Origin of the sequence: Arthrobacter sp. NPDC093125 (assembly GCF_044754225.1) — a bacterium.
GTDB lineage: Bacteria > Actinomycetota > Actinomycetes > Actinomycetales > Micrococcaceae > Arthrobacter.
On sequence record NZ_JBIVOQ010000002.1, the window covers coordinates 498,686 to 519,262 of the forward strand.

At 66.2% G+C, this 20,577-nt stretch carries 16 protein-coding genes; 4 read left to right on the top strand and 12 right to left on the bottom strand.

Annotated features, from left to right (window positions below; translation table 11 throughout):
- Positions 1 to 189: 189 nt before the first annotated feature.
- Positions 190 to 870: an endonuclease domain-containing protein gene (locus ACIP9X_RS06770; protein ID WP_400478956.1), complete on the bottom strand. Its 681-nt coding sequence runs from the start codon at positions 868 to 870 to the stop codon at positions 190 to 192.
- Between the two features lie 472 nt (positions 871 to 1,342).
- The gene (locus ACIP9X_RS06775) at positions 1,343 to 1,882 is read right to left on the bottom strand and encodes a DUF2306 domain-containing protein (protein ID WP_400478957.1); all 540 of its coding nucleotides are present in this window, start codon (positions 1,880 to 1,882) and stop codon (positions 1,343 to 1,345) included.
- 98 nt (positions 1,883 to 1,980) lie between these two features.
- Here ACIP9X_RS06775 and ACIP9X_RS06780 point away from each other — a divergent pair, with 98 nt between their 5' ends.
- Positions 1,981 to 2,604 carry a MerR family transcriptional regulator gene (locus ACIP9X_RS06780; protein ID WP_400478958.1) on the top strand — a complete coding sequence of 208 codons (624 nt, stop codon included), beginning with the start codon at positions 1,981 to 1,983 and terminating at the stop codon, positions 2,602 to 2,604.
- A gap of 112 nt (positions 2,605 to 2,716) precedes the next feature.
- On the opposite strand, the gene ACIP9X_RS06785 is transcribed toward ACIP9X_RS06780, so the two are convergent.
- The 9 genes from ACIP9X_RS06785 to ACIP9X_RS06825 form a co-directional block, all read right to left on the bottom strand.
- The gene (locus tag ACIP9X_RS06785) at positions 2,717 to 3,802 is read right to left on the bottom strand and encodes an inositol-3-phosphate synthase (protein WP_400478959.1); all 1,086 of its coding nucleotides are present in this window, start codon (positions 3,800 to 3,802) and stop codon (positions 2,717 to 2,719) included.
- Between the two features lie 165 nt (positions 3,803 to 3,967).
- Positions 3,968 to 5,008, bottom strand: coding sequence for an L-glyceraldehyde 3-phosphate reductase (mgrA, locus tag ACIP9X_RS06790; protein ID WP_400478960.1), 1,041 nt, complete (start codon positions 5,006 to 5,008; stop codon positions 3,968 to 3,970).
- A gap of 99 nt (positions 5,009 to 5,107) precedes the next feature.
- Positions 5,108 to 6,910 (bottom strand): malto-oligosyltrehalose trehalohydrolase, encoded by a 1,803-nt coding sequence (gene treZ / locus ACIP9X_RS06795; RefSeq protein ID WP_400478961.1) that lies wholly within the window; start codon positions 6,908 to 6,910, stop codon positions 5,108 to 5,110.
- Positions 6,907 to 9,234 carry a malto-oligosyltrehalose synthase gene (treY, locus tag ACIP9X_RS06800; RefSeq protein WP_400478962.1) on the bottom strand — a complete coding sequence of 776 codons (2,328 nt, stop codon included), beginning with the start codon at positions 9,232 to 9,234 and terminating at the stop codon, positions 6,907 to 6,909. The genes treZ and treY overlap by 4 nt, the downstream gene beginning before the upstream one ends.
- Positions 9,231 to 11,588 carry a glycogen debranching protein GlgX gene (glgX, locus tag ACIP9X_RS06805; protein ID WP_400478963.1) on the bottom strand — a complete coding sequence of 786 codons (2,358 nt, stop codon included), beginning with the start codon at positions 11,586 to 11,588 and terminating at the stop codon, positions 9,231 to 9,233. The genes treY and glgX overlap by 4 nt, the downstream gene beginning before the upstream one ends.
- Positions 11,589 to 11,654: 66 nt before the next feature.
- Complete coding sequence (locus ACIP9X_RS06810) at positions 11,655 to 13,271, bottom strand: NAD(P)H-hydrate epimerase (RefSeq protein ID WP_400478964.1); 1,617 nt, start codon at positions 13,269 to 13,271, stop codon at positions 11,655 to 11,657.
- 18 nt (positions 13,272 to 13,289) lie between these two features.
- Entirely contained in the window at positions 13,290 to 13,637 is a 348-nt protein-coding gene (locus tag ACIP9X_RS06815) for a holo-ACP synthase (RefSeq protein WP_400478965.1), read from the bottom strand.
- A gap of 4 nt (positions 13,638 to 13,641) precedes the next feature.
- A complete protein-coding gene (gene glmS, locus ACIP9X_RS06820) occupies positions 13,642 to 15,534 on the bottom strand; it encodes a glutamine--fructose-6-phosphate transaminase (isomerizing) (protein ID WP_400478966.1) in 1,893 nt (630 codons plus the stop codon).
- A 90-nt stretch (positions 15,535 to 15,624) separates the two neighbouring features.
- A complete protein-coding gene (locus ACIP9X_RS06825) occupies positions 15,625 to 16,242 on the bottom strand; it encodes a signal peptidase I (protein ID WP_400478967.1) in 618 nt (205 codons plus the stop codon).
- 257 nt (positions 16,243 to 16,499) lie between these two features.
- Here ACIP9X_RS06825 and coaA point away from each other — a divergent pair, with 257 nt between their 5' ends.
- The 3 genes from coaA to mscL all read left to right on the top strand — a co-directional run bounded on the left by coaA (position 16,500) and on the right by mscL (position 18,935).
- Positions 16,500 to 17,465, top strand: coding sequence for a type I pantothenate kinase (gene coaA / locus ACIP9X_RS06830; RefSeq protein ID WP_400478968.1), 966 nt, complete (start codon positions 16,500 to 16,502; stop codon positions 17,463 to 17,465).
- A gap of 5 nt (positions 17,466 to 17,470) precedes the next feature.
- On the top strand, positions 17,471 to 18,442 hold the full coding sequence (locus tag ACIP9X_RS06835) for a D-alanyl-D-alanine carboxypeptidase family protein (RefSeq protein WP_400478969.1): 972 nt from the start codon (positions 17,471 to 17,473) through the stop codon (positions 18,440 to 18,442).
- A gap of 97 nt (positions 18,443 to 18,539) precedes the next feature.
- Positions 18,540 to 18,935, top strand: coding sequence for a large conductance mechanosensitive channel protein MscL (gene mscL / locus ACIP9X_RS06840; protein ID WP_400478970.1), 396 nt, complete (start codon positions 18,540 to 18,542; stop codon positions 18,933 to 18,935).
- A 127-nt stretch (positions 18,936 to 19,062) separates the two neighbouring features.
- Here mscL and glmM read toward each other — a convergent pair whose 3' ends face one another.
- Positions 19,063 to 20,418 carry a phosphoglucosamine mutase gene (gene glmM / locus ACIP9X_RS06845; protein WP_400478971.1) on the bottom strand — a complete coding sequence of 452 codons (1,356 nt, stop codon included), beginning with the start codon at positions 20,416 to 20,418 and terminating at the stop codon, positions 19,063 to 19,065.
- Positions 20,419 to 20,577: the final 159 nt, after the last annotated feature.

A 20,577-nucleotide genomic window follows, 5' to 3' on the forward strand; every position in this document is an offset into this window, starting at 1 on the left:
CCTTTCGCCGCGTCGGCGCCGACGCTCCCTCACCTTTCGTCGCCCCACCCCAAACCCTCCCTCACCTTTCGTCGCCCCACCCCAAACCCTCCCTCACCTTTCGTCGCCCCACCCCAAACCCTCCCTCACCTTCCGGCACGTTGGCGCCGACGCTTCCTCACCTTCCGGCACGTTGGCGCCGACGCTTCCTCAGACGGCATCGGCAAAGCCAGATGCCTGAGGATGGTCCAGCTGGCTCCTTCGCATTGCGCGCTTGATCTCGCGAATGGCCCGCTCGAAGCCGTCAGCCAGATCGTTCCTGCCAAACACCACAACGGTCCACCCGGCAGCCTCGAATGCCTTGTCACGCCGCTTGTCACTGAAGATTTGGGCCTCGAGAAGGTGATGTCCGCCGTCGTACTGAATTGCCAGCCGCCGTTGCCTGTAGCCGAGGTCTGCAGTCGGCGCGAAGGTGTCGCTATCTCTCAGTGGCAGTTGCAGCTGCGGCTCCGGAAGGCCTGCGTCTTCCACCGCGAGGCGGAGCAGTGACTCAGGTGCAGAGTCCGCTCCCACGCGCATCCGCTCGAGCGCAGCGCGTGCCCGGACCACACCCTGAAGATTTGGGTGGCGGGCGACGAGGGAACGCAATCCCTCGAGCGTGTCGAACGGCTCAGTGCGGTTTTCGAATTCCACTCTGGGGACGCGGATGAGCTGATCGCCCATGCAGACAAGTTCGCTCTCGGACAGCCGCCTCGCCATATCCAGCCATGTACGGGACCTGCTGCTGATTCGAATGCCGTCGACGGTTTCGATTTCGTCCGCCCCTGCCAGCACTGCATGCCCGATGATCCCTCTTCGCCGGACCTCCGGCAGGGAACGGGGTTTGCTCAAGTGCAGCTCCGTCGAGTCCGAAAGCCATGGCGGCAGAAATTGCGAGTGAATTCGCGCCGCTGTGACATGCGAGATCCAGGCACCGGGGGATGCCGCGGAGAGAGCCCGCGCCGCGGCCTCGAGCTCAAAGCTCCAGCCTGTCGGGCGGTACAGCCCGCGACTTACATGCACGACGTCGGCTCGTCGCAGTCTGTTGGGTTGAACTCCGGAAGCCCGCGCGGATTCCAATGTGAAGGGGGAAGACACCAGGCCAATAGGAAGATCGGTACGTGGTTGCATACGGCATTCTTCCTCGAAACCGACCCAGCCCGCAGAAGTTATCCACAGGTAATGGGATACGCTGACGAAAGGTGAGGGACCGTGCGAGTTGAGGCGACGAAAGGTGAGGGACCGTGCGAGTTGAGGCGACGAAAGGTGAGGGACCGTGCGAGTTGAGGCGACGGAAGCTGAAGAAGGGTAGGCCGTCCGTGTCCTACTTTGAGCCTGGCTTAGTCGCGGCTGGCATTCCCGCCGTCGGAGAGGCCATGTTCAGAGGCGGCCTACCGCCTTGGACTTTCCGGCCCTGACCGCGCTTGAGTGACACGAAAATCACGGCCACGCTGAGGACCACTAGTCCCGCCACGTAGACGGCGGTGGGGGCGTCCTCTGCCAGGAGTCTTGGAATCGCGCGGCCGGGCGCCGAGACGGCGAAGATGAATGCCACCGCGATTCCAACGTAGCTGCCCACCATGTTCCCGAGATGGGACTTGATGTTGCCTCGGATGGCACTGACCAGCCCGAGAGTAACGGTAATGATCGTGAAGGCGGAGAGGCCATGGAGCCAGCTGAAGTGCCCGTCACTGACAATCCAGAAGCTGCTGAAGCACACGTAGTACATGGCCGCGACCCAGAGATAGCCCATGGTTCGGTGGATACGGTCGCGACGGCGGCGGAGGATCTGGACAGGGCCGATGGCGAGGACAAAAAGCGCTGCGATGACGTGGCTGCCAAGCAGCACATTCCAAGACTCCATGCCACTAGGATAGAAGCACTATCCAGTCTTGTACATCAGGATAGCCGGCGTCGCAGCAGCTATCCAAGGGACAGCTATTCACCGAAGGACGGGGAGGCATGCAGCTGAAGGAGCTGAGTGAACGCACGGGCATTTCCCCTGCGAGCATCAAGTTCTACCTGCGGGAAGGGCTGCTGCCAGCGGGTCAGTCCGTCCATGCAACGCGGGCGGAGTACTCGCCGCAGCACGTCAGCCGGCTGGAGCTTATCCAGGCACTGCGGCGCGTGGTCGGGCTGAACATCACCCAGATCCGGAACCTCCTAAAGCTGGCCGACGACGGCGTTCCCCGCCTCGAGCTGCTCGCGGCAGTTCAGCGCACAGTACTGCAGCTGGATGAAGTGGGAACGGACGACGGCGACGTGCCCACCCAAGGGGGTGACTCCGTCGTTCGCTCCCGTAACTGGCCGGACGTGCCGAGCGACGCACGGAAGGCCCTGAACACGCACCTAGAGCGCATGACAAACCTGGGCGTGCCGGTTGCTGACGAGGTCCTCGACGCCTACAGCCAGGCGGTGGACAACATAGCGCACTTCGACATCACGGCGAGCACAGCGCCGGACGACGTGAATCAGCTGATCCTGGCCGCCGCCGTCGGAATGCATCTGCACGGGCAGCTGGTCCTGAAGCTGCTGGCACTCGCGCAGGCCAGCCACGCCATCCGCAGATATCAGCACGACATGTAAAGCACAACGCTCCCCCACCATCAAGGTGAGGGAGCGTTGCGCCAAACCCCGCAAAAGCTGCAGGAGCGTCCGGACAGAACCTGCGAAAGGTGAGGGAGCGTCGGGGCGGGGGTTAGCGGTCGAGGTCGCCGCGGATGAAGGCCTCGACCTTTTCGCGGGCGAGGTCGTCGTTGAACTGCTCGGGCGGGGACTTCATGAAGTAGCTCGACGCGGACAGCAGCGGCCCGCCGATCCCGCGGTCCAGGCCGATCTTCGCCGCACGGATCGCGTCGATGATCACCCCGGCCGAGTTCGGCGAGTCCCAGACCTCCAGCTTGTACTCCAGCGACACCGGCGCGTCACCGAAGTTCCGGCCCTCCAGGCGCACGAAGGCCCACTTGCGGTCATCGAGCCACTGCACATAATCCGACGGCCCGATGTGGACGTCCTTCGCGGCCAGCTCGCCCTCAACGTTGGAGGTCACCGCCTGGGTCTTGGAAATCTTCTTGGACTCCAGCCGGTCCCGCTCCAGCATGTTCTTGAAGTCCATGTTCCCGCCGACATTCAGCTGGTACGTGCGGTCCAGCGTCACTCCGCGGTCCTCGAACAGCTTCGCCATCACCCGGTGCGTGATCGTCGCACCGATCTGGCTCTTGATGTCATCACCCACGATCGGCACACCGGCCGCGGTGAACTTGTCCGCCCACTCCTTCGTCCCGGCGATGAACACCGGCAGCGCGTTCACGAACGCCACACCGGCATCGATGGCGCACTGGGCGTAGAACTCCGCCGCTTCCTGGGACCCGACCGGCAGGTAGCACACCATCACATCGGCCCTGGCATCCTTCAGGGCCTGCACCACATCCACCGGGTCCTTGCTGGACTGCTCGATGGTCTCCAGGTAGTACCGGCCCAGCCCGTCCAGGGTGGGCCCGCGCTGCACCGTCACACCCGTCGGCGGCACATCGGTGAGCTTGATGGTGTTGTTTTCACTCGCGAGAATCGCATCGGCCAGGTCAACGCCGACCTTCTTGCCGTCCACATCGAACGCGGCAACGAACTTCACGTCATTGACGTGGTACTTGCCGAACTCCACATGCATCAGACCCGGAATCGTGGCCTTAGCGTCGGCATCGCGGTAATAATGGACACCCTGGACCAACGAAGCGGCGCAGTTACCCACACCGACGATAGCGACACGAATCGGATTTGAAGACACGGAACTCCTTTGAGAACAAACTTCAAGTGCCCTGCGCGCCTGTACCTGGTAGAGACAGCGTCTGACGGACACCGCGCCACGCGGCGCGCTTATCAGTCTAACCAAACGCCGCCGGAGCCGGCATTGTTCCCGCCGGCTCCGGCCAGTTCATTACTTTCCCCCGGATCAGACGTTCTGCGCCCACAGGTTGATGTCGGATTCGACGGCGAACTCGTCAATCGCGCTGAGCTCCTCCGAGCTGAATCCGAGATTCTCGATGGCAGCCAGGCTGTCCTCGAGCTGGCTGACGCTGGACGCCCCGATAAGGGCTGAGGTCACCGGCGAACCCTTGGCCTGGTCGCGCAGGACCCAGGCGATGGCCATCTGCGCCAGGGACTGTCCGCGGCCGGCGGCGATCCGGTTAAGCCCCCGGATGCGTTCCAGTTTGTCCGCCGTGATGGCCGATTCAGAGAGGAAACGCTCCTTGGCAGCCCGTGAGTCGGCCGGGATGCCATGGAGGTAGCGGTCGGTGAGCATGCCTTGGGCAAGCGGCGAGAATGCGATGGAACCCGCGCCCACATCGTCGAGTGTCTCGTACAGGCTCGGAGTGCCCTCCTCGGTCCACCTGTTCAGCATGGAGTAACTGGGCTGGTGGATGAGCAGCGGCGTGCCGAGTTCCTTGAGGATCCGGGCCGCCTCCAGGGTCTGCTCCGGTGTGTAGGAGGAAATGCCGGCGTAAAGGGCCTTGCCGGAGCGGACGGCGTGATCCAGCGCGCCCATGGTTTCCTCCAGCGGCGTCTCGGGGTCCGGCCGGTGGCTGTAGAAGATGTCCACGTACTCCAGCCCCATGCGCTGCAGGGACTGGTCCAGGCTGGACAGCAGGTATTTGCGGGAGCCCCATTCCCCGTACGGGCCGGGCCACATGTAGTAGCCGGCCTTGGTGGAGATGACCAGCTCATCGCGGTAGGGCCTGAAGTCTTCCTTCAGGTGGCGGCCAAAGTTGGTTTCCGCCGATCCGTCCGGCGGGCCGTAGTTGTTGGCGAGATCAAAGTGGTTGACGCCGAGGTCGAAGGCACGGCGCAGGATGGCGCGTTGCTCATCGAAGCGCTTGTCGTCGCCGAAGTTGTGCCAGAGCCCGAGGGAGATGGCGGGCAACTTGAGTCCACTGCGCCCGACGCGGCGGTACGGCATGGTCTTGTAGCGGTTCTCCGCAGCCAGATAAGTCATACATGCCATCCTTCCAGCAGGACGGAGCCCGCGGGGGTGGCGTCCATCATCCGGTCAGGATGACGGACGCCAGCCCCCGACTGGCTGGAAACAGCCGGTTCAGTCGCGGATAACTGCGGCGCACAGCCCCGGCAGCTCCACCTTGCCGGCGTCGATCCGCGCGGCGTCGTCCGTTGCCAGGAGCAGCTCGGAGCCCGCCCTGTCCAGGGTGACGGACTGCTCTGCGAAGTTCAGCAGGACCTGCACGCCGCCGCGGCGGAAGCGGAGCCAGCGGGCGTCGTCGTCGAACTCCGCCTCGGTGGCCGCGAAACCAAGCGCGGTGAGGTCCGGCGTGGAACGCCGCAGGCGGATGAGCGCACGGTACAGCTCCAGCAGTCGGGCGTGGTCCCCCTCCGAGGCTTCAGCCCAGTTCAGCTTCGAGCGCGTGAATGTTTCGGGATCCTGCGGGTCGGGCACGACGGCGGGATCCCACCCCATGCGTTCGAACTCCTTGATCCGGCCTTCCGCGGTGGCCTTGCCAAGCTCCGGTTCCGGATGGGAGGTGAAGAACTGCCAAGGCGTGGTGGCTCCGTATTCCTCACCCATAAACAGCATGGGCGTATAGGGGCCCGTCAGGGTCAGCACGGCGGCCAGCGCCAGGCTGCCGTAGGGCAGCGCCTGGGACAGCCGGTCCCCGGTGGCCCGGTTGCCGATCTGGTCGTGGTTCTGTGAGCAGACCACCAGCGCCGCCGGGTGAACGGCGTCGAAGTTGATCGGCCGGCCGTGGTGGCGTTCCCGGAAGCTGGAGTAGCTGCCGTCGTGGAAGAAGCCGTCCTGCAGCACCTTGGCCAGTGCCCCGAGCGAATCGAAGTCACTGTAGTAGCCGGTGGTCTCCCCGCTGACGTTGACGTGGACGGCGTGGTGGAAGTCGTCGCTCCACTGCCCTTCCAGGCCGTACCCGTTGACGTCCCGGGGGTAGAGGAGGCGCGGGTTGTTGAGGTCCGACTCGGCGATCAGGGTCAGCGGGCGCCCCACCTCGGCGGAAATCTGGTCGGCCAGCGCCCCGAAGTCCTCCAGGATGTGGACGGCCCGCTCGTCCTTGAGGGCGTGGACGGCGTCCAGGCGGAGGCCGTCCACCCGGAAGTCGCGCAGCCACATGGCCACGTTGTCCAGGATGTACCGGCGCACGTGGTCCGAGCCGGGCCCGTCCAGGTTGACCGAATCCCCCCAGGTGTTCCCTTCGCCCTGCTTGAGGTACGGGCCGAACCGCGGAAGGTAGTTCCCGCTGGGTCCGAGGTGGTTGTAGACCACGTCCTGGATGACGCCGATCCCTGCCGCATGGGCTGCGTCCACGAACCGCTGGTACGCGGCCGGCCCGCCATAGCCCTCGTGGACGGCGAACCACTGCACGCCGTCGTAGCCCCAGTTGTGGGTGCCGTTGAAGGCGTTCACGGGCAGCAGCTCGATGTAGTCGACGCCCAGGCCGGCCAGGTAATCCAGCTTCGAGGCGGCGGCGTCGAGCGTGCCTTCCGGCGTGAAGGTCCCCAGGTGGAGCTCGTAGATCACGGCCCCCTGGAGTTCCCTGCCCTGCCACCCGCTGTCCTGCCACTGGTGGGCTGCGGGATCGAAGGTGCGCGAAAGGGCGTGCACGCCCTCCGGCTGCCGGCGGGTGCGGGGGTCAGGCAGCGGGGTTTCGTCGCCGTCGAGAAGGTAGCCGTAGTCCACGTCCCCTCCTGCGGGTGCGTCGGCGGCGGTCCACCAGCCCTCGTCCTCCGGGCCGATACCGGGCCGGCGCGACATGGGGTAGCGCTCCCCGCCGGCCAGCAGCGTTACCGACCCTGCCTCCGGCGCCCAGATGTCGAAGCGCTGCGGGCCCTGCACGGGCTTCGCCGCTTCAAGCGGGTACGTCGTGTGGTGCGTCATGACTTTCCTCCTGTCTCAGGGACCAGCAGCGCTACGGGGTACGTCCGGAAGATCTCGGCGATCTCCGCGGTCCCCGGTCCGAAGCTGGCACCGGTCAGTTCGTCCTTCATGGCGGTATCAAGATCGACGGCGGTGTCCCGCCAGCCGCCGGCCTGCTCCAGTCCGTAGGGCAGCCGGGTTGCGAGCGTGACCGCGCCAGGCGCTCCCGCGGTGCCGCGGTGGAATCCCAGCAGGTGCCCGGCGGCAGGACCCCTTGCCTCAACGGGCCGGTAGCCGGTGAACAGCTCCGGCCGGTCGCGGCGCAGCCGCAGGGCACGGGAGGTCACGAGCAACTTGGTCCGCTGGTCGGTAAACGACGAGGGCAGCTCGCCGGCATCCAGCTGTTCCAGCGCCTGCTGCCGGTCCGGGAAGCTGAACGGGCGGCGGTTGTCCGGGTCAGTCAGGGAGCGGTCCCAGAACTCTGTGCCCTGGTAGACGTCCGGCACGCCGGGCATGGTCAGCTGGATGAGTTTCGCCGAGAGGGAGTTCACCGAGCCGTAGGGTGCCAGGAGGTCCACGAGGGTCTCCAGTTCGGCACGGACCTCTTTGTTGTCGAACGCGGCGTCGACGGCGGCAGCCAGTTTCTCCTCGAAGGCGGAATCGGGGTCCGTCCACGTGGTTGAGCTGCTGGCTTCCCGGGCAGCCTTGAGCGCGTAGGACTGCAGCCTCTCCCGGTCCGCGGGCCAGGCGCCTGCAATCGCCTGCCAGAGGAGCACGGACAGCGGCCCGTCCGGCAGCGGGGCCAGCGCATTCAGCCGGTCCAGGGACTTTTCCCAGGCGGCCGGTACCTCGGAGATGACCGAGATCCGTGCCCTGGTGTCCTCGCTCCGCTTGGTGTCGTGCGTGCTGAGGGTGGTCATGGAGAGCGGCAGCTCGGCCTGGCGGCGGGCCATCCGGTTGTGGAACTCCTCCGGCCCAACGGAGAACTCGGTGGGGTCCGCGCCGACCTCGGTCAGGGTGCCGAGCCTGTTGTAGCGGAAGAACGCGGTGTCCTCCACGCCCTTGGCCATGACCATGCCCGAGGTTTGCTGGAATCTGCGGGAGAGTTCCAGGTCGGTGTCCTGCAGCAGCGGGTGGAGCACCGAGATGGTCTGGTCCAGCTCCGGGCGCCAGCGTGCGGCAAGCTCGCAGGCTTCCTTCAGGACCTCCGCGCCTTCCGGCAGGTAGGTGCGGTAGACGGGGAAGGCCGCGATGATCTCCGAGATGGCGTCCGCCGCGGTTTCCGTGGCGAGCCCGGCGTCCTGCGGCACGAGCCGCGCCAGCCGCAGAACCTCGGAGTGAAGGATCCCGTCGGTGATCCGCCGCTTGGTGCCCCGGATCATCTCCTGGTAGTCAGCTGGTGTTCCGCCGCGCAGCCTGGCGTCGAGCCTGTCGAGGGCGTCCTGTCCCTGCGGATCAACGAGGACACGGTCGACGTCGGCGAGGGCGTCGTAGCCGGTGGTTCCTTCGCACTCGAAGCTGGCTGGCAGCTGCTCCCCCGGTTCGAGGATCTTCTCGATCAGCAGGTAGGCGCCGCCCGTGGCTTCCCGGAGCCTCTTGAGGTAACCCCCGGGATCAGCGAGTCCGTCCGGGTGGTCGATCCGCAGGCCGTCCGCGAGTCCTTCACGGAACCAGCGCACCACTTCCTCATGCGCCTCATTAAAGACTGACGGTACTTCGACGCGGACACCGGCGAGCGTGTTCACGGCGAAGAAGCGGCGATAGTTCAGGTCGTTGTCGGCGCGGCGCCAGCCGATGAGCTCGTAGTGCTGCCTGTCATGGACGTCCCGGGGCGAATCGCCGTCCGTGTAGCTGCCCTCGGCCAGCGGGAACCGGTGGCCGTAATAGCGCAGCTCGCCGTCCTTGACCTCGAGCTGGTCGAGGTCGTCATCGCTGCCGAGGACCGGGATCCGGAGGCGCCCGCCGCCAAAGTCCCAGTCGACGTCGAAGGCCTCCGCATAGCGGGATTCACGGCCCTCTTTGAGCAGCGACCACCACCAGGGGTTCTGGGCCGGTGTAGCCACCCCGACGTGGTTCGGCACAATGTCGATGAGGACACCCATCCCGGCAGCGCGGGCGGCCTTGGAAACAGCCGCGAGACCTTCCGGCCCGCCCCGTTCCGGGTCCACCACCGAGGGGTCGGTGACGTCATAGCCGTGGTCCGAGCCGCTCTCTGCCTTGAGCACGGGTGACAGGTAGACCCAGTCGGCGCCCAGCGACTTCAGGTACGGCACGGTGTCGGCCGCATCAAAGAGCGTGAACCCCTGCCGGATCTGCAGCCGGTAGGTGGAAGCCGGCGTTTTCATGCGCCCTCCCCCGCCGGCTTGCCGGCCTTCGGCGTTCCGGCATGCTTTCCTGCAGGCTTACCGGCCGGCTTTTCCGCGGGCTGCTCTTCCGGGCTGTTTTCAGTCCGGGCATCAGGCTTTGCCAGCGGTTTCTTCGTCTTGGCCGGTTCCGGGATGGCTGGCGCGGTGAGCGCCGCCGTCTCAGCGGTGGCGGTGTGGGTCAGTGCTGCCAGTGAGGCCGCGACGGAGTGGTCGGGTTCCTCCTCTGGGGCGCTGTGGGCACGGAGCACCACGAGAGACTTGGCCGCGACGGACAGCATGCCTCCGGCGTGTACTGGCTCCGAGTCCGCACCTTCCCCGGCGGTGTCGATGATGATGTCCCAGGCTGGTGCGTACTCGTCCGGCGGCAGCGTGAACTCGACGTCGCCGTCGTGGGCGTTGAAGTACAGCAGGAAGTTGACGTCCTGGATGCGCCGCCCCCGGTTGTCCTTGCCCTGGATGCCGTCGCCGTTGAGGAAGACGCCGACCGAACGGCCGAAGCCGCTGTCCCAGTCCTCCGGCTGCATGACGGAGCCGGCAGGATCGAGCCATACGATGTCCGGCAGCCGCTCGCCTTCGCCCCGTCGCACTGGCCTGCCGTCGAAGAACCGGCTGCGCCTGAACGTGGGGTGCTTGGCCCGCAGGGAGTTGACCGCAGCGGTGAACTCGATCAGCGGCTGGTCCACGGTGTCCCAGTTGATCCAGGTCAGCTCAGAGTCCTGGCAGTAGCCGTTGTTGTTACCCTGCTGCGTGCGGCCGAGCTCGTCACCGTGCAGCAGCATGGGCACGCCCTGCGAAAGCAGGAGCGAGCCGATGAAGTTCCGCTGCTGCCGCGCGCGCAGGGCCAGGACCTTGGCGTCGTCCGTGGGGCCTTCGGCTCCACAGTTCCAGGAGCGGTTGTGGGATTCGCCGTCGTTGTTGCCTTCGCCGTTGGCCTCGTTGTGTTTCTCGTTGTAGGACACCAGGTCGGCGAGGGTGAAGCCGTCGTGGGCGGTGACGAAGTTGATGGAGGCCACGGGCCGGCGGCCGGAGTGCTCGTAGAGGTCCGCCGAGCCGGTGATGCGTGAGGCGAACTCGCCGAGCGTTGCCGGCTCGCCGCGCCAGAAGTCACGGACGGTGTCGCGGTACTTTCCGTTCCATTCCGTCCACTGCGGCGGGAAGTTACCCACCTGGTAGCCGCCGGGGCCGACGTCCCAGGGCTCCGCGATCAGCTTCACCTGGGAAACCACCGGGTCCTGCTGGATGAGTTCGAAGAAGGTGGAGAGCTTATCGACGTCGTAGAACTCGCGGGCCAGCGTGGAGGCGAGGTCGAAGCGGAAGCCGTCCACGTGCATTTCCGTCACCCAGTAGCGCAGGGAGTCCATGAGCAGCTGCAGGGAGTGCGGCTGGCGGACGTTCAGCGAGTTTCCGGTACCGGTGTAGTCCATGTAGTGCTGGAGGTCCCCCTCCATGAGCCGGTAGTACGCCTGGTTGTCGATGCCCTTGAAGGACAGCGTGGGGCCCAGGTGGTTGCCCTCGGCCGTGTGGTTGTACACCACATCGAGGATGACTTCGATCCCGGCGCGGTGGAGGGCGCGGACCATGGCCTTGAAGTCCTGCACCTGCTGGCCGGTGTCTCCGGTGGAGCTGTAGCTGTTGTGCGGGGCGAAGAACCCGATGGTGTTGTAGCCCCAGTAGTTGCTGAGCCCCTTGTCCTCCAAGATGCCGTCGTTGACGAACTGGTGCACGGGAAGGAGCTCAATGGCCGTGATGCCCAGCTTCTGCAGGTGCGAGATGACGGCCGGATGTGCCACGCCCGCGTAGGTGCCCCGCTGTTCCTCGGGGATTTCGGGGTGGAGCTGCGTCAGGCCCTTCACGTGGGCTTCGTAAATGACCGACTGGTGGTACGGGATCCGGGGGCTGTGGTCACCGTCCCAGTCGAAGAAGGGGTTGATGACGACGCCCATCATCATGTGCGGCGCCGAATCTGCATCATTCCGCGAGCTGGGGTCTCCCATGTTGTAGGAGAACAGGGCAGGGTCCCAGTCGATCTGTCCGTGCACTGCCTTGGCGTACGGGTCCAGGAGGAGCTTGTTGGGGTTGAAACGGTTTCCAGAGGCGGGGTCGTACTGCCCGTGAACCCGGTAGCCGTACTTTTGTCCGGGCTGCACCTGCGGCAGGTAACAGTGCCAGACGTATCCGTCCACTTCCGCAACCTCAACCCTGGTTTCGGTGCCGTCCTCGTCGAAGAGGCACAGTTCAACCTTCTCTGCCCGTTCGCTGAACAACGCGAAGTTGGTTCCGGTTCCGTCGAAGGTGGCGCCAAGGGGATACGCCGATCCGGGCCAGATTTCCATTCGTGCTCCTATGCTTGTCCAACAATGTTTCCAGCAGGCATCTGCGAACCCACGGGTAACTTGGTCTTACCGTAGCGGGTGGGACTGACTATTACGGTTTCCAGCCCGCTGTTTACTAAGCATGCTGACTTTACCCCAAATTTGCGGTAGCGCGTCGGCGATCCTTCCGGCGGTCAGCGGTGCTCCGTCTGCGGCGGCCATTCCGGCACGCGCGTGAAGGCTCGCCGCCATGGCTGCAATGGCAGCCCAACGCTCGTCCGGATCGATGCCCGCGGCACGGAAACGCCCGACGTCGGACCCCACTTGTGCGAGCAGCGCACCGATGACTCCGGCCAGCACATCGCCGCTTCCGGCCGTGGCCAGCCAGGGGGTCCCCTCGGACTGGCTGTAGAAGTCCTGGTACGGGGAGGCCACCAGTGTTGTTGCCCCTTTGAGCAGCACTGTCGCCTCTGTCAGGCCCGCGGCCTGGCGGACGGCTGCGAGGGTCGAGGCTTCCACGGCGTCGCGTTCCATTCCTGCTCCGAGGCGCTTGAGCAAGGTGGCGAGCTCCCCGGCGTGCGGGGTGAGCACCACCTGGGGCGCCAGGACATCCGGCAGTACCGGCAGCGCGCCTGCATCCGCCACAGTGGGAAGTCCTGACTCGGCTGCGTCCCGGACGCGCTGCATCTGCTCGCGGTCGGCACCGTCCATTCCGGATCCCACAAGCCACGCCTGCACGTGCGTGTCCGCCACTGCGCCTGTGCTGCACACGACCTCCGGGCAGCTTTGGCGGATCAGGTCCGCGACGTCGGGCGGGCCGATATAGCGCACCATGCCGACACCGGCGGCGAGGGCACCCCGGCAGGCGAGCACCGCGGCCCCGGGATAGGCCGGAGATCCTGCAATGATGCCCAGGACGCCGCGGGAGTACTTGTGCGAGCGGCGTTCAGGGGCGGGCAGCAGCGCAGCGAGGTCTGCTGCCTCGAAGCGGCGGAGCGCGGGCCATGGCAGGTGGTCCTCAATCCCGATCGGAACCACCTGGACGGCGCCTGCAAAGTCCGCGCCCGGATCTGTCAGCAGCCCCGCCTTGGTGCCGCCGAAGGTGACGGTGAGATCGGCCGGCAACACCGGCTGCTCAGCCTCACCGGTGTCAGCGTTCACACCGCTGGGAACGTCGCAGGCGACCACCAGTCCGCGCAGCCCAAGAGAACGCGGTCCAGGAGAACGCCCTCCAAGAGAAGGCGGTCCAAGGGAAAGGGCGGACACGAGGTCCGCGGCGGTTCCGCGGAGCCCTCCCCGGGCGCCTGTTCCCAGCAGGGCATCAATCACGACGTCGGCCCGGCCGGCGTGCGCTGCCAGCTCGCCAGCGTTGGCCTCGGTCAGGCGAAGGACGCGTCCGCCGGCCCGCTCGAAGGCAGCCAGGCCTTCGGGGTGGGCGCTGTCCGCGGCGAGCACCGCCGTCGTACGCATTCCCCGTCCCGCAAGGCGGGCGGCGGCAAAGAGGCCGTCGCCGCCGTTGTTGCCTTTGCCGGTGAGCACTACGACACTGCTGCCATATAGCCGCCGGCCGCGGGAACGCAGCTCTGTGATCACTGCGCTGGCCAGGCCGTAGGCGGCCCGCTGCATAAGAACAGCGCCCATACCCGAATCCAGCAGGGGCTTTTCAGCCTCCCTGATCTGGGTTCCGGTATAGGCGCTGATCATGGGTCAGTCCGGAAGGGTTCAGCCCTCGGCCAGGACGGTTGCGGTGGCGATGCCGCCGTCATGGCTCATGGACAGGTGCCAGCGTTTGACGCCCTTGGCGTCGGCCACGGCGAGCACGGTGCCCTTGACCTGGATGGTGGGGCCGTTCTGGTCGAGTCCGATCCAGCAGTCCTGCCAGTTCATCCCGGCAGGCGCGCCCAGCACCTTGGCCACAGCTTCCTTGGCGGCAAACCGTGCCGCCAGGGAGCGCGTGTTCAGCTCACGCTCGGCCGGCACGAACAGCCGGTCGCGCAGCCCGGGGGTGCGCTCGAGCTGGCGGCCGAAGCGCTCAATGTCCACGACGTCTACGCCGATGCCGATGATCATGGGCTTACTCTACGGTGACGCTCTTGGCCAGGTTGCGCGGCTGGTCCACGTCGTAGCCCTTGGCGCCGGCCAGTTCAGCAGCGAAAATCTGCAGCGGAACCGTGGTGAGCAGCGGCATCAGCAGTGTGGGCGTCTCCGGCACATAGAACACGTGCTCCGCGTAATCCTTGACCGACTCGTCGCCTTCCTCGGCGATCACCAGGGTGCGTGCACCGCGTGCGCGGACTTCCTGGATGTTGGACACCACCTTGGAGTGCAGGGAGTCCCGCCCGCGCGGGGACGGCACCACAACGAAGACCGGCTGGCCATCGTCGATCAGGGCGATCGGGCCGTGCTTGAGCTCGCCGGCAGCGAAGCCCTCAGCGTGGATGTAGGCGATCTCCTTCAGCTTCAAAGCACCCTCAAGGGCAACCGGGAAGCCCACGTGGCGGCCCAGGAACAGCACCGATTTCTCATCCTTCATGCTGCGCGCGAGCTCACGCAGGGGGCCTGCGTTGTCCAGGATCTTCTGGATCTTGGCCGGGATCTTGCCCAGGTCCGCGAGGACGTCCTTGATCTGGCCGGAGAAGATGTTCCCACGCAGCTGAGCGAGGTACAGGCCGAGGAGGTAGGCGGCGGTGATCTGGGCCAGGAACGCCTTGGTGGACGCCACGGCGATCTCCGGACCGGCGTGCGTGTAGAGCACGGCGTCGGATTCACGCGGAATGGTGGAGCCGTTGGTGTTGCAGATGGAGATGGTCTTGGCGCCCTGCTCGCGGGCGTAGCGCACGGCCATGAGGGTGTCCATCGTTTCGCCGGACTGGCTGATCGAGACCACGAGGGTGTTCGCATCCACGATCGGGTCCCGGTAGCGGAACTCGTGCGCGAGCTCCACCTCGGTGGGGATCCGGCACCAGTTCTCGATCGCGTACTTGGCCACCAGGCCCGCGTAGGCTGCGGTGCCGCATGCGAGGACGATGATCTTGTCCACCTGCTTGAGCAGCTGCGGGTCGATGCGCAGCTCGTCCAGCGTGAGCTTGCCGTTCAGGTCCGAACGGCCCAGGAGGGTCTGTGCCACGGCGTCAGGCTGGTCGTGGATTTCCTTCTCCATGAAGGAGTTGAAGCCACCCTTTTCCGCGGAAGCGGGATCCCAGTCCACGTGGTATTCCTTGCCGGAGGCCGGGGCACCGAAGAAATCGGTGATCTCCACCGTGTCAGCGGTGATCGTCACAATCTGGTCCTGGCCCAGCTCCACCGCGCGGCGGGTGTAGTCGATGAACCCGGACACATCCGAGCCCAGGAAGTTCTCGCCCTCGCCCAGGCCCACCACCAGCGGAGAGTTCCGGCGCGCAGCGACCACTACGTCGGGCTGGTCCGCGTGCACCGCGAGCAGCGTGAACGCGCCCTCCAGGCGCTGGCAAGCCAGCTCCATCGCCCGCGTCAGGCCGCCGTCAGAGACGTCCCCGCCAAGCTTGTTCCGGAAAATGTCGCCCAGCAGGGCCGCGGCGACCTCGGTGTCCGTCTCCGACTCGAAGACAACACCCTTGGACAAAAGCTCCTGCTTCAGCTCCGCAAAGTTTTCAATGATGCCGTTGTGGATCACCGCGAGCTTCCCGCCATCAGACAGATGCGGGTGCGCGTTCTGATCCGTCGGACCGCCGTGCGTGGCCCAGCGCGTGTGGCCGATCCCGGTCACCGACTCCGGCAGCGGCCGCGCCTCCAGCTCAGCAATCAGGTTGCTCAGCTTCCCGGACTTCTTCCGGGAAGAAATCTCCCCGTCAGCCACCACAGCTACACCCGCCGAGTCATACCCCCGGTACTCCAGACGGCGCAGCCCTTCAAGAACAACATCCAACGCACCATGCCCGGCATCAGCCCGGCCCGACGAACGGCCTACATAACCCACGATTCCACACATGGGTATAAGCCTAACTGGCTTTGAGGAGAACCGACGTCGGACGGCCACTGTTACAGGGTCCTCCGGCCGCCCTTTATCCCCCCCGGGGCTTCAGCGAGCGGCCCGTCGGCGGCGGCGGGCAAGGATGACAGCGAGCACAGCCTGAGCTGCAAGCCCGGTCGCGGCGATCTGGAACCAGAGGTTCCGGTCAGCGGTGGACACAGCGTCCGTGAGGTGTCCGACGACCGGTACCGCGTACAGCAGCTTTCCCCTGATCTGACGGGCGTGGACAGGCACGACGTCGTTATTCGCGCCTCGGGTGATCAGTACCTGCTCACCGTCCTGGCGGGCGCCGACCCCGGTGATCAGGCGAACCCCTACCTCGGGGCGGCCGGGCGTGAGCTGGAAGGTCACAGTATCGCCGTTCCTGAGCTGGCTGAACGCCGCGGGCTGCACCACGAGGAAGCTGCCGGCGGGATGGGTCGACGTCATGGCGCTGGCCGGCAGCGTGTAGGTCTGCCAGCCGAGGGCTTGAGGCATGGCAACGAGAACGATCGCGGTGAGGATCAGGAGCAGCAGCACCAAAGGGCCTGTGACACGGCCGGTGAACCGCCCCGGGTGCCGATTTTCGACCACCGCCGTGGAGCGGATGCTGCCGCGCCTTCCGCCGAAGTCCCGGGCTATCCGCCTCGTCGCCTCCGCGCCTCCAGCCCCACGTCCCTTGGTCATAAAGACTTATCCCCCCATAGTTACGCTTTCCGGCTCGGCGGCAGATCCGCTTCCTGCTGTCACCCTTCCCGGCCCTGCTCAGGACTGGATGACGGAAAGGCTCAAGATTCGCTCAAGAAGGGGCGCCCCGCTCCGGTCTGAACCAGTGGCCCGTCCTATCTCGCGGAGCGGTCAGGACCCCAGGAACGGCGCGCTGTGACGTCCCTGCTGGTCAGCCCCATTTCGCTCTGGGCGTTGCGAGGGGCAGAATCTCTAGGGTGACTTCGCAACGCAACGAAGCGAACGGGGAGGGTGTATCGCCGTTCGTGGAGCTGGACCGGCAGACCTGGTCCCGGCTCGCAGCCCAGATGGAACAGCCCCTTAACGAAGAGGACGTGCTGCGCCTTCGCGGGCTCGGTGACCCCTTGGACATCAATGAGGTCCGTGAGGTTTACCTGCCGTTGTCCCGCCTGCTGCACCTGTATGTAGAGGCTGCCGGGCAGCTGCATGCCGCCACCACCACGTTCCTGGGTGAACAGACCCAGCGGACGCCCTTCGTCATCGCGGTGGCAGGATCCGTTGCGGTAGGCAAGTCCACCATCGCCCGTGTGCTGCGGGAAATGCTCCGCCGCTGGCCGGGGACCCCGAACGTTGAGCTGATCACCACGGACGGCTTCCTCTATCCCCTGGCCGAGCTCAAGCGCCGCCAGCTCCTCGAACGCAAGGGCTTCCCGGAATCCTATGACCGGCGCGCGCTCCTGCGGTTCGTGAGCGAGATCAAGGGCGGAGCAGAGGAGGTGCGCGCACCCTGGTACTCCCATGTCACCTACGACATCGTCCCCGGCAAGGAAGTGGTGGTGCGCCGCCCGGACGTCCTGATTGTGGAGGGGCTGAATGTCCTGGCCCCCGCGCGTCCCCGGCATGACGGCCGCCAGGGCTTGGCGCTCAGCGACTTCTTCGACTTCTCCATCTACGTGGACGCCAAGACGTCCCATATAGAGGAGTGGTACGTGGACCGCTTCCGGAAGCTCCGCTCTACGGCGTTCGCGCAGCCGGAATCCTACTTCCACCGCTACGCCACCCTCTCGGACGAGGAAGCCGAGCTCACCGCCCGCGAGATCTGGAAGCGGATCAACGAGCCCAACCTTGAGGAGAACGTGCTGCCCACCAGGGGGCGCGCGCAGCTTGTTCTGACCAAGGAAGCTGACCACTCCGTCCGCCGCATGTTGCTGAGGAAGGTCTAGCACCCGTGTGCGGCGACTGCTCCCCCGCCCCGGGCCGGCGCACCGTCACCCGGCTGCTCCTCGCGGGCGCGGGTTTGACGGCGCTGGCGGCCTGTACGCCGTCCGGTTCCGGCACCTTACCGTCCGCAACGGAAAGTACGACGGCGGTACCTCCGGCGGCGGCCGGCTCACCTGGCGGCCCGCGTGGGACAGCCACGCCGACCTCAGCCGCATCCTCACCGCTCACAAGCCCCGGCGCCTCATCGGCGCCGCCCGCCACTCGCTCAGCGTCAGCGCCGCCGTCGGGCGCTCCGAAAACGTCAGCTCCGCCGTCGGCCACGGCCCCGGCGACCGGCGCGGCAGCACCGCCGTCGGCCGCGTCCCGCCTGTCCAAGCAGTTTTCGCTGACTCATCCTGCCAGCCCGTGGGTGGTGGTCAACAAGCGGCGGCCGTTGAAGCCCGCCAATTTCACGCCGCGGAACCTGGTGCAGCCGCGGGTCTCCCTGGCCGTCTCCGGCGAGGCGGCTCTGCTGAACCGGACCACGGCGGCCGCGGCGGAGAAGATGTTTGCCGCAGCCGCTGCCGACGGTGTGTCCATGACGCTGGCCAGCGGCTACCGCTCCTATGCCACCCAGGCGGCCACGTACAACGGCCACGTCGCCGCGCGGGGACAAGCCGCCGCGGACACCGCCTCCGCGCGGCCCGGGCATTCAGAGCACCAGACCGGCTGGGCCTTCGACATCGGCGACGGCGGCGGCGCCTGCGCGTTCCAGCCCTGCTTTGCCGAGCAGCCGGCGGCGGTATGGGCGAAAGCCAACGCCCACAGGTTCGGCTTCGTGGTGCGGTACCCGTGGATGTTCCACCAGATCACGGGGTACTTCTACGAGTCCTGGCACCTGAGGTACATCGGGGTGGAGGCCGCCACCGATATGCGGAAGCGCGGCGTCGCCACCCTGGAGGAGTATTTCGGGGTGGGAGCTGCACCGGGCTATCGCTGACGCCTGGCGCTCGATTCCAACGCGGAGGCGCGGGGCCCGCAACCCTTTAGTCGGGAGGCCGGTTTAGTCGGGACGCCGGTGCGATAGTTTGGTTTCCATGCTCTCTGGATTCAAGAAGTTCATTCTCAAAGGCAACGTCATCGACCTGGCGGTAGCGGTGGTCATTGGCGCGGCCTTCAGCTCCGTTGTGGACGCGCTCGTCAAGAGCGTCATGATGCCCCTGATCTCGCTGCTCGTGGGGCAGCCCAACTTTGACGATTTCCTGGCCTTCGGCGATGTCCGGATCGGCGTCCTGCTGACGGCAGTGGTCAACTTCCTGCTGGTGGCCGCAGCGATCTACTTCGTCATCATCACGCCCATGAACCGGCTGATCGAGCACCGGAACCGGAAACTGGGCATCGGCCAGGAAGCGAAGAAGGAAGCCGCCGAGGATCCGCAGATCGCGCTGCTGAAGGAAATCCGCGACGAACTGCGCAACCTGCCCGCCAAATAGACTTCCGCCAATACTTCACCGAAGAACAAAGCAGCCGAAAAAAGCGGTCCGCCTGCTTGACGGGAAGCGGACCGCTTTTCGCGTTTTCACTATGTCACCAGTTCGGTTATGTCACCAGTTCGGTGGCCTATGCAGCAGTCAGGGCCAGTTCTGTCTGGACGACCTGCGCCAGGCGCTCCGCGATGACCTGGGCCGTGGCCTGGTCCCCTGCCTCCACCATGACGCGGACAACGGGCTCGGTGCCGGAGGGGCGGAGCAGTACGCGTCCGGTGTCGCCGAGCTCGGCTTCAGCGGCCTTCACGGCGGCTGCGAGCACTGCGTCGCCGCTGACCCTGGTGCGGTCCACGCCCTTGACGTTGATGAGCACCTGCGGGAGCTTGGTCATCACCGTGGCGAGCTCCTTGAGCGGCTTGCCGGTGAGGGCCACCTGCGCCGCCAGCTGCAGGCCGGTCAGCACGCCGTCGCCTGTCGTGGCGTAGTCGGCGAGAATCACGTGCCCGGACTGTTCGCCGCCGAGGTTGAACCCGCCGTCGCGCATTTGCTCCAGAACGTACCGGTCACCCACGCCTGTTTCGCGGATCTCGATGCCGGCACCCTTCAGTGCGATCTTCAGGCCGAGGTTGCTCATCACTGTTGCCACCAGGACGTTGTCCGTGAGTTTCCCGGCCTTCTTCAGGGCAATGGCGAGGATGGCCATGATCTGGTCGCCGTCCACCTCGTTGCCTTCGTGGTCCACGGCGAGGCAGCGGTCGGCGTCGCCGTCGTGGGCAATGCCGAGGTCAGCACCGTGGGCCACCACGGCGGCCTTCAGGGGACCGAGGTGGGTGGAGCCCACGCCTTCGTTGATGTTCAGGCCGTCCGGCTCGGCTCCGATGACCACCACGTCGGCACCGGCGTCCTTGAAAACCTGCGGGGAACAGCCGCTGGCGGCACCGTGGGCGCAGTCCAGGACCACTTTGAGGCCCTCGAGGTTGTGCGGAAGGGTGCCCAGGAGGTGGACGATGTACCGGTCCTCGGCGTCGGAGAAACGCTGGATGCGTCCCACTTCGCCGCCCTGCGGACGGACAGGCTCTTTGCCCATCTGCGCCTCGATGGCGTTCTCCACCTCGTCCGGCAGCTTCTGGCCGCCGCGGGCGAAGAACTTAATGCCGTTGTCCGGCGCGGGGTTGTGGGAGGCGGAAATCATCACGCCGAAGTCCGCGTTCAGGTCCGCCACGAGGTAGGCAGTGGCTGGGGTGGGGAGGACGCCGGCGTCATAGACGTCGATCCCCGAGCTGGAAAGCCCTGCCTCCACGGCCGCGGCGATGAATTCGCCGCTGGCCCGCGGGTCCCTCGCCACCACGGCGCGCGGCCGTGCACCGCCGCTGGTGCGTTCATGGCCGAGCACGACGGCGGCGGCCTGGGCCAGCTGCATTGCGAGCTCGGCGGTCAGCAGCCCATTCGCCAGGCCCCGGACACCGTCTGTTCCAAATAATGTAGACATCGCGTCCAAGTTTAGACGATGCGGGTCCAGGAACCCGCCGCCGACAGTCTCCGGACAGCCTTGTTTCGGCGTTGTCCCTGCTCACGCGCCACTCCGCCCGGGTCACACAGCAGCGGCTGGCGCGGGGGCCGCCCCGAGCGCGGGTCAGGCCCGGCTCAT

Excerpts from the sequence above, each read along its gene's own strand:
- ACIP9X_RS06780 (WP_400478958.1), top strand. The coding sequence starts at position 1,981 with ATGCAGCTGAAGGAGCTGAGTGAACGCACGGGCATTTCCCCTGCGAGC.
- ACIP9X_RS06815 (WP_400478965.1), bottom strand. The coding sequence starts at position 13,637 with ATGATCATCGGCATCGGCGTAGACGTCGTGGACATTGAGCGCTTCGGC.
- ACIP9X_RS06810 (WP_400478964.1), bottom strand. The coding sequence starts at position 13,271 with ATGATCAGCGCCTATACCGGAACCCAGATCAGGGAGGCTGAAAAGCCC.
- mgrA (WP_400478960.1), bottom strand. The coding sequence starts at position 5,008 with ATGACTTATCTGGCTGCGGAGAACCGCTACAAGACCATGCCGTACCGC.
- glmS (WP_400478966.1), bottom strand. The coding sequence starts at position 15,534 with ATGTGTGGAATCGTGGGTTATGTAGGCCGTTCGTCGGGCCGGGCTGAT.
- treZ (WP_400478961.1), bottom strand. The coding sequence starts at position 6,910 with ATGACGCACCACACGACGTACCCGCTTGAAGCGGCGAAGCCCGTGCAG.
- glmM (WP_400478971.1), bottom strand. The coding sequence starts at position 20,418 with ATGTCTACATTATTTGGAACAGACGGTGTCCGGGGCCTGGCGAATGGG.
- ACIP9X_RS06825 (WP_400478967.1), bottom strand. The coding sequence starts at position 16,242 with ATGACCAAGGGACGTGGGGCTGGAGGCGCGGAGGCGACGAGGCGGATA.
- mscL (WP_400478970.1), top strand. The coding sequence starts at position 18,540 with ATGCTCTCTGGATTCAAGAAGTTCATTCTCAAAGGCAACGTCATCGAC.
- glgX (WP_400478963.1), bottom strand. The coding sequence starts at position 11,588 with ATGGAAATCTGGCCCGGATCGGCGTATCCCCTTGGCGCCACCTTCGAC.
- treY (WP_400478962.1), bottom strand. The coding sequence starts at position 9,234 with ATGAAAACGCCGGCTTCCACCTACCGGCTGCAGATCCGGCAGGGGTTC.
- ACIP9X_RS06775 (WP_400478957.1), bottom strand. The coding sequence starts at position 1,882 with ATGGAGTCTTGGAATGTGCTGCTTGGCAGCCACGTCATCGCAGCGCTT.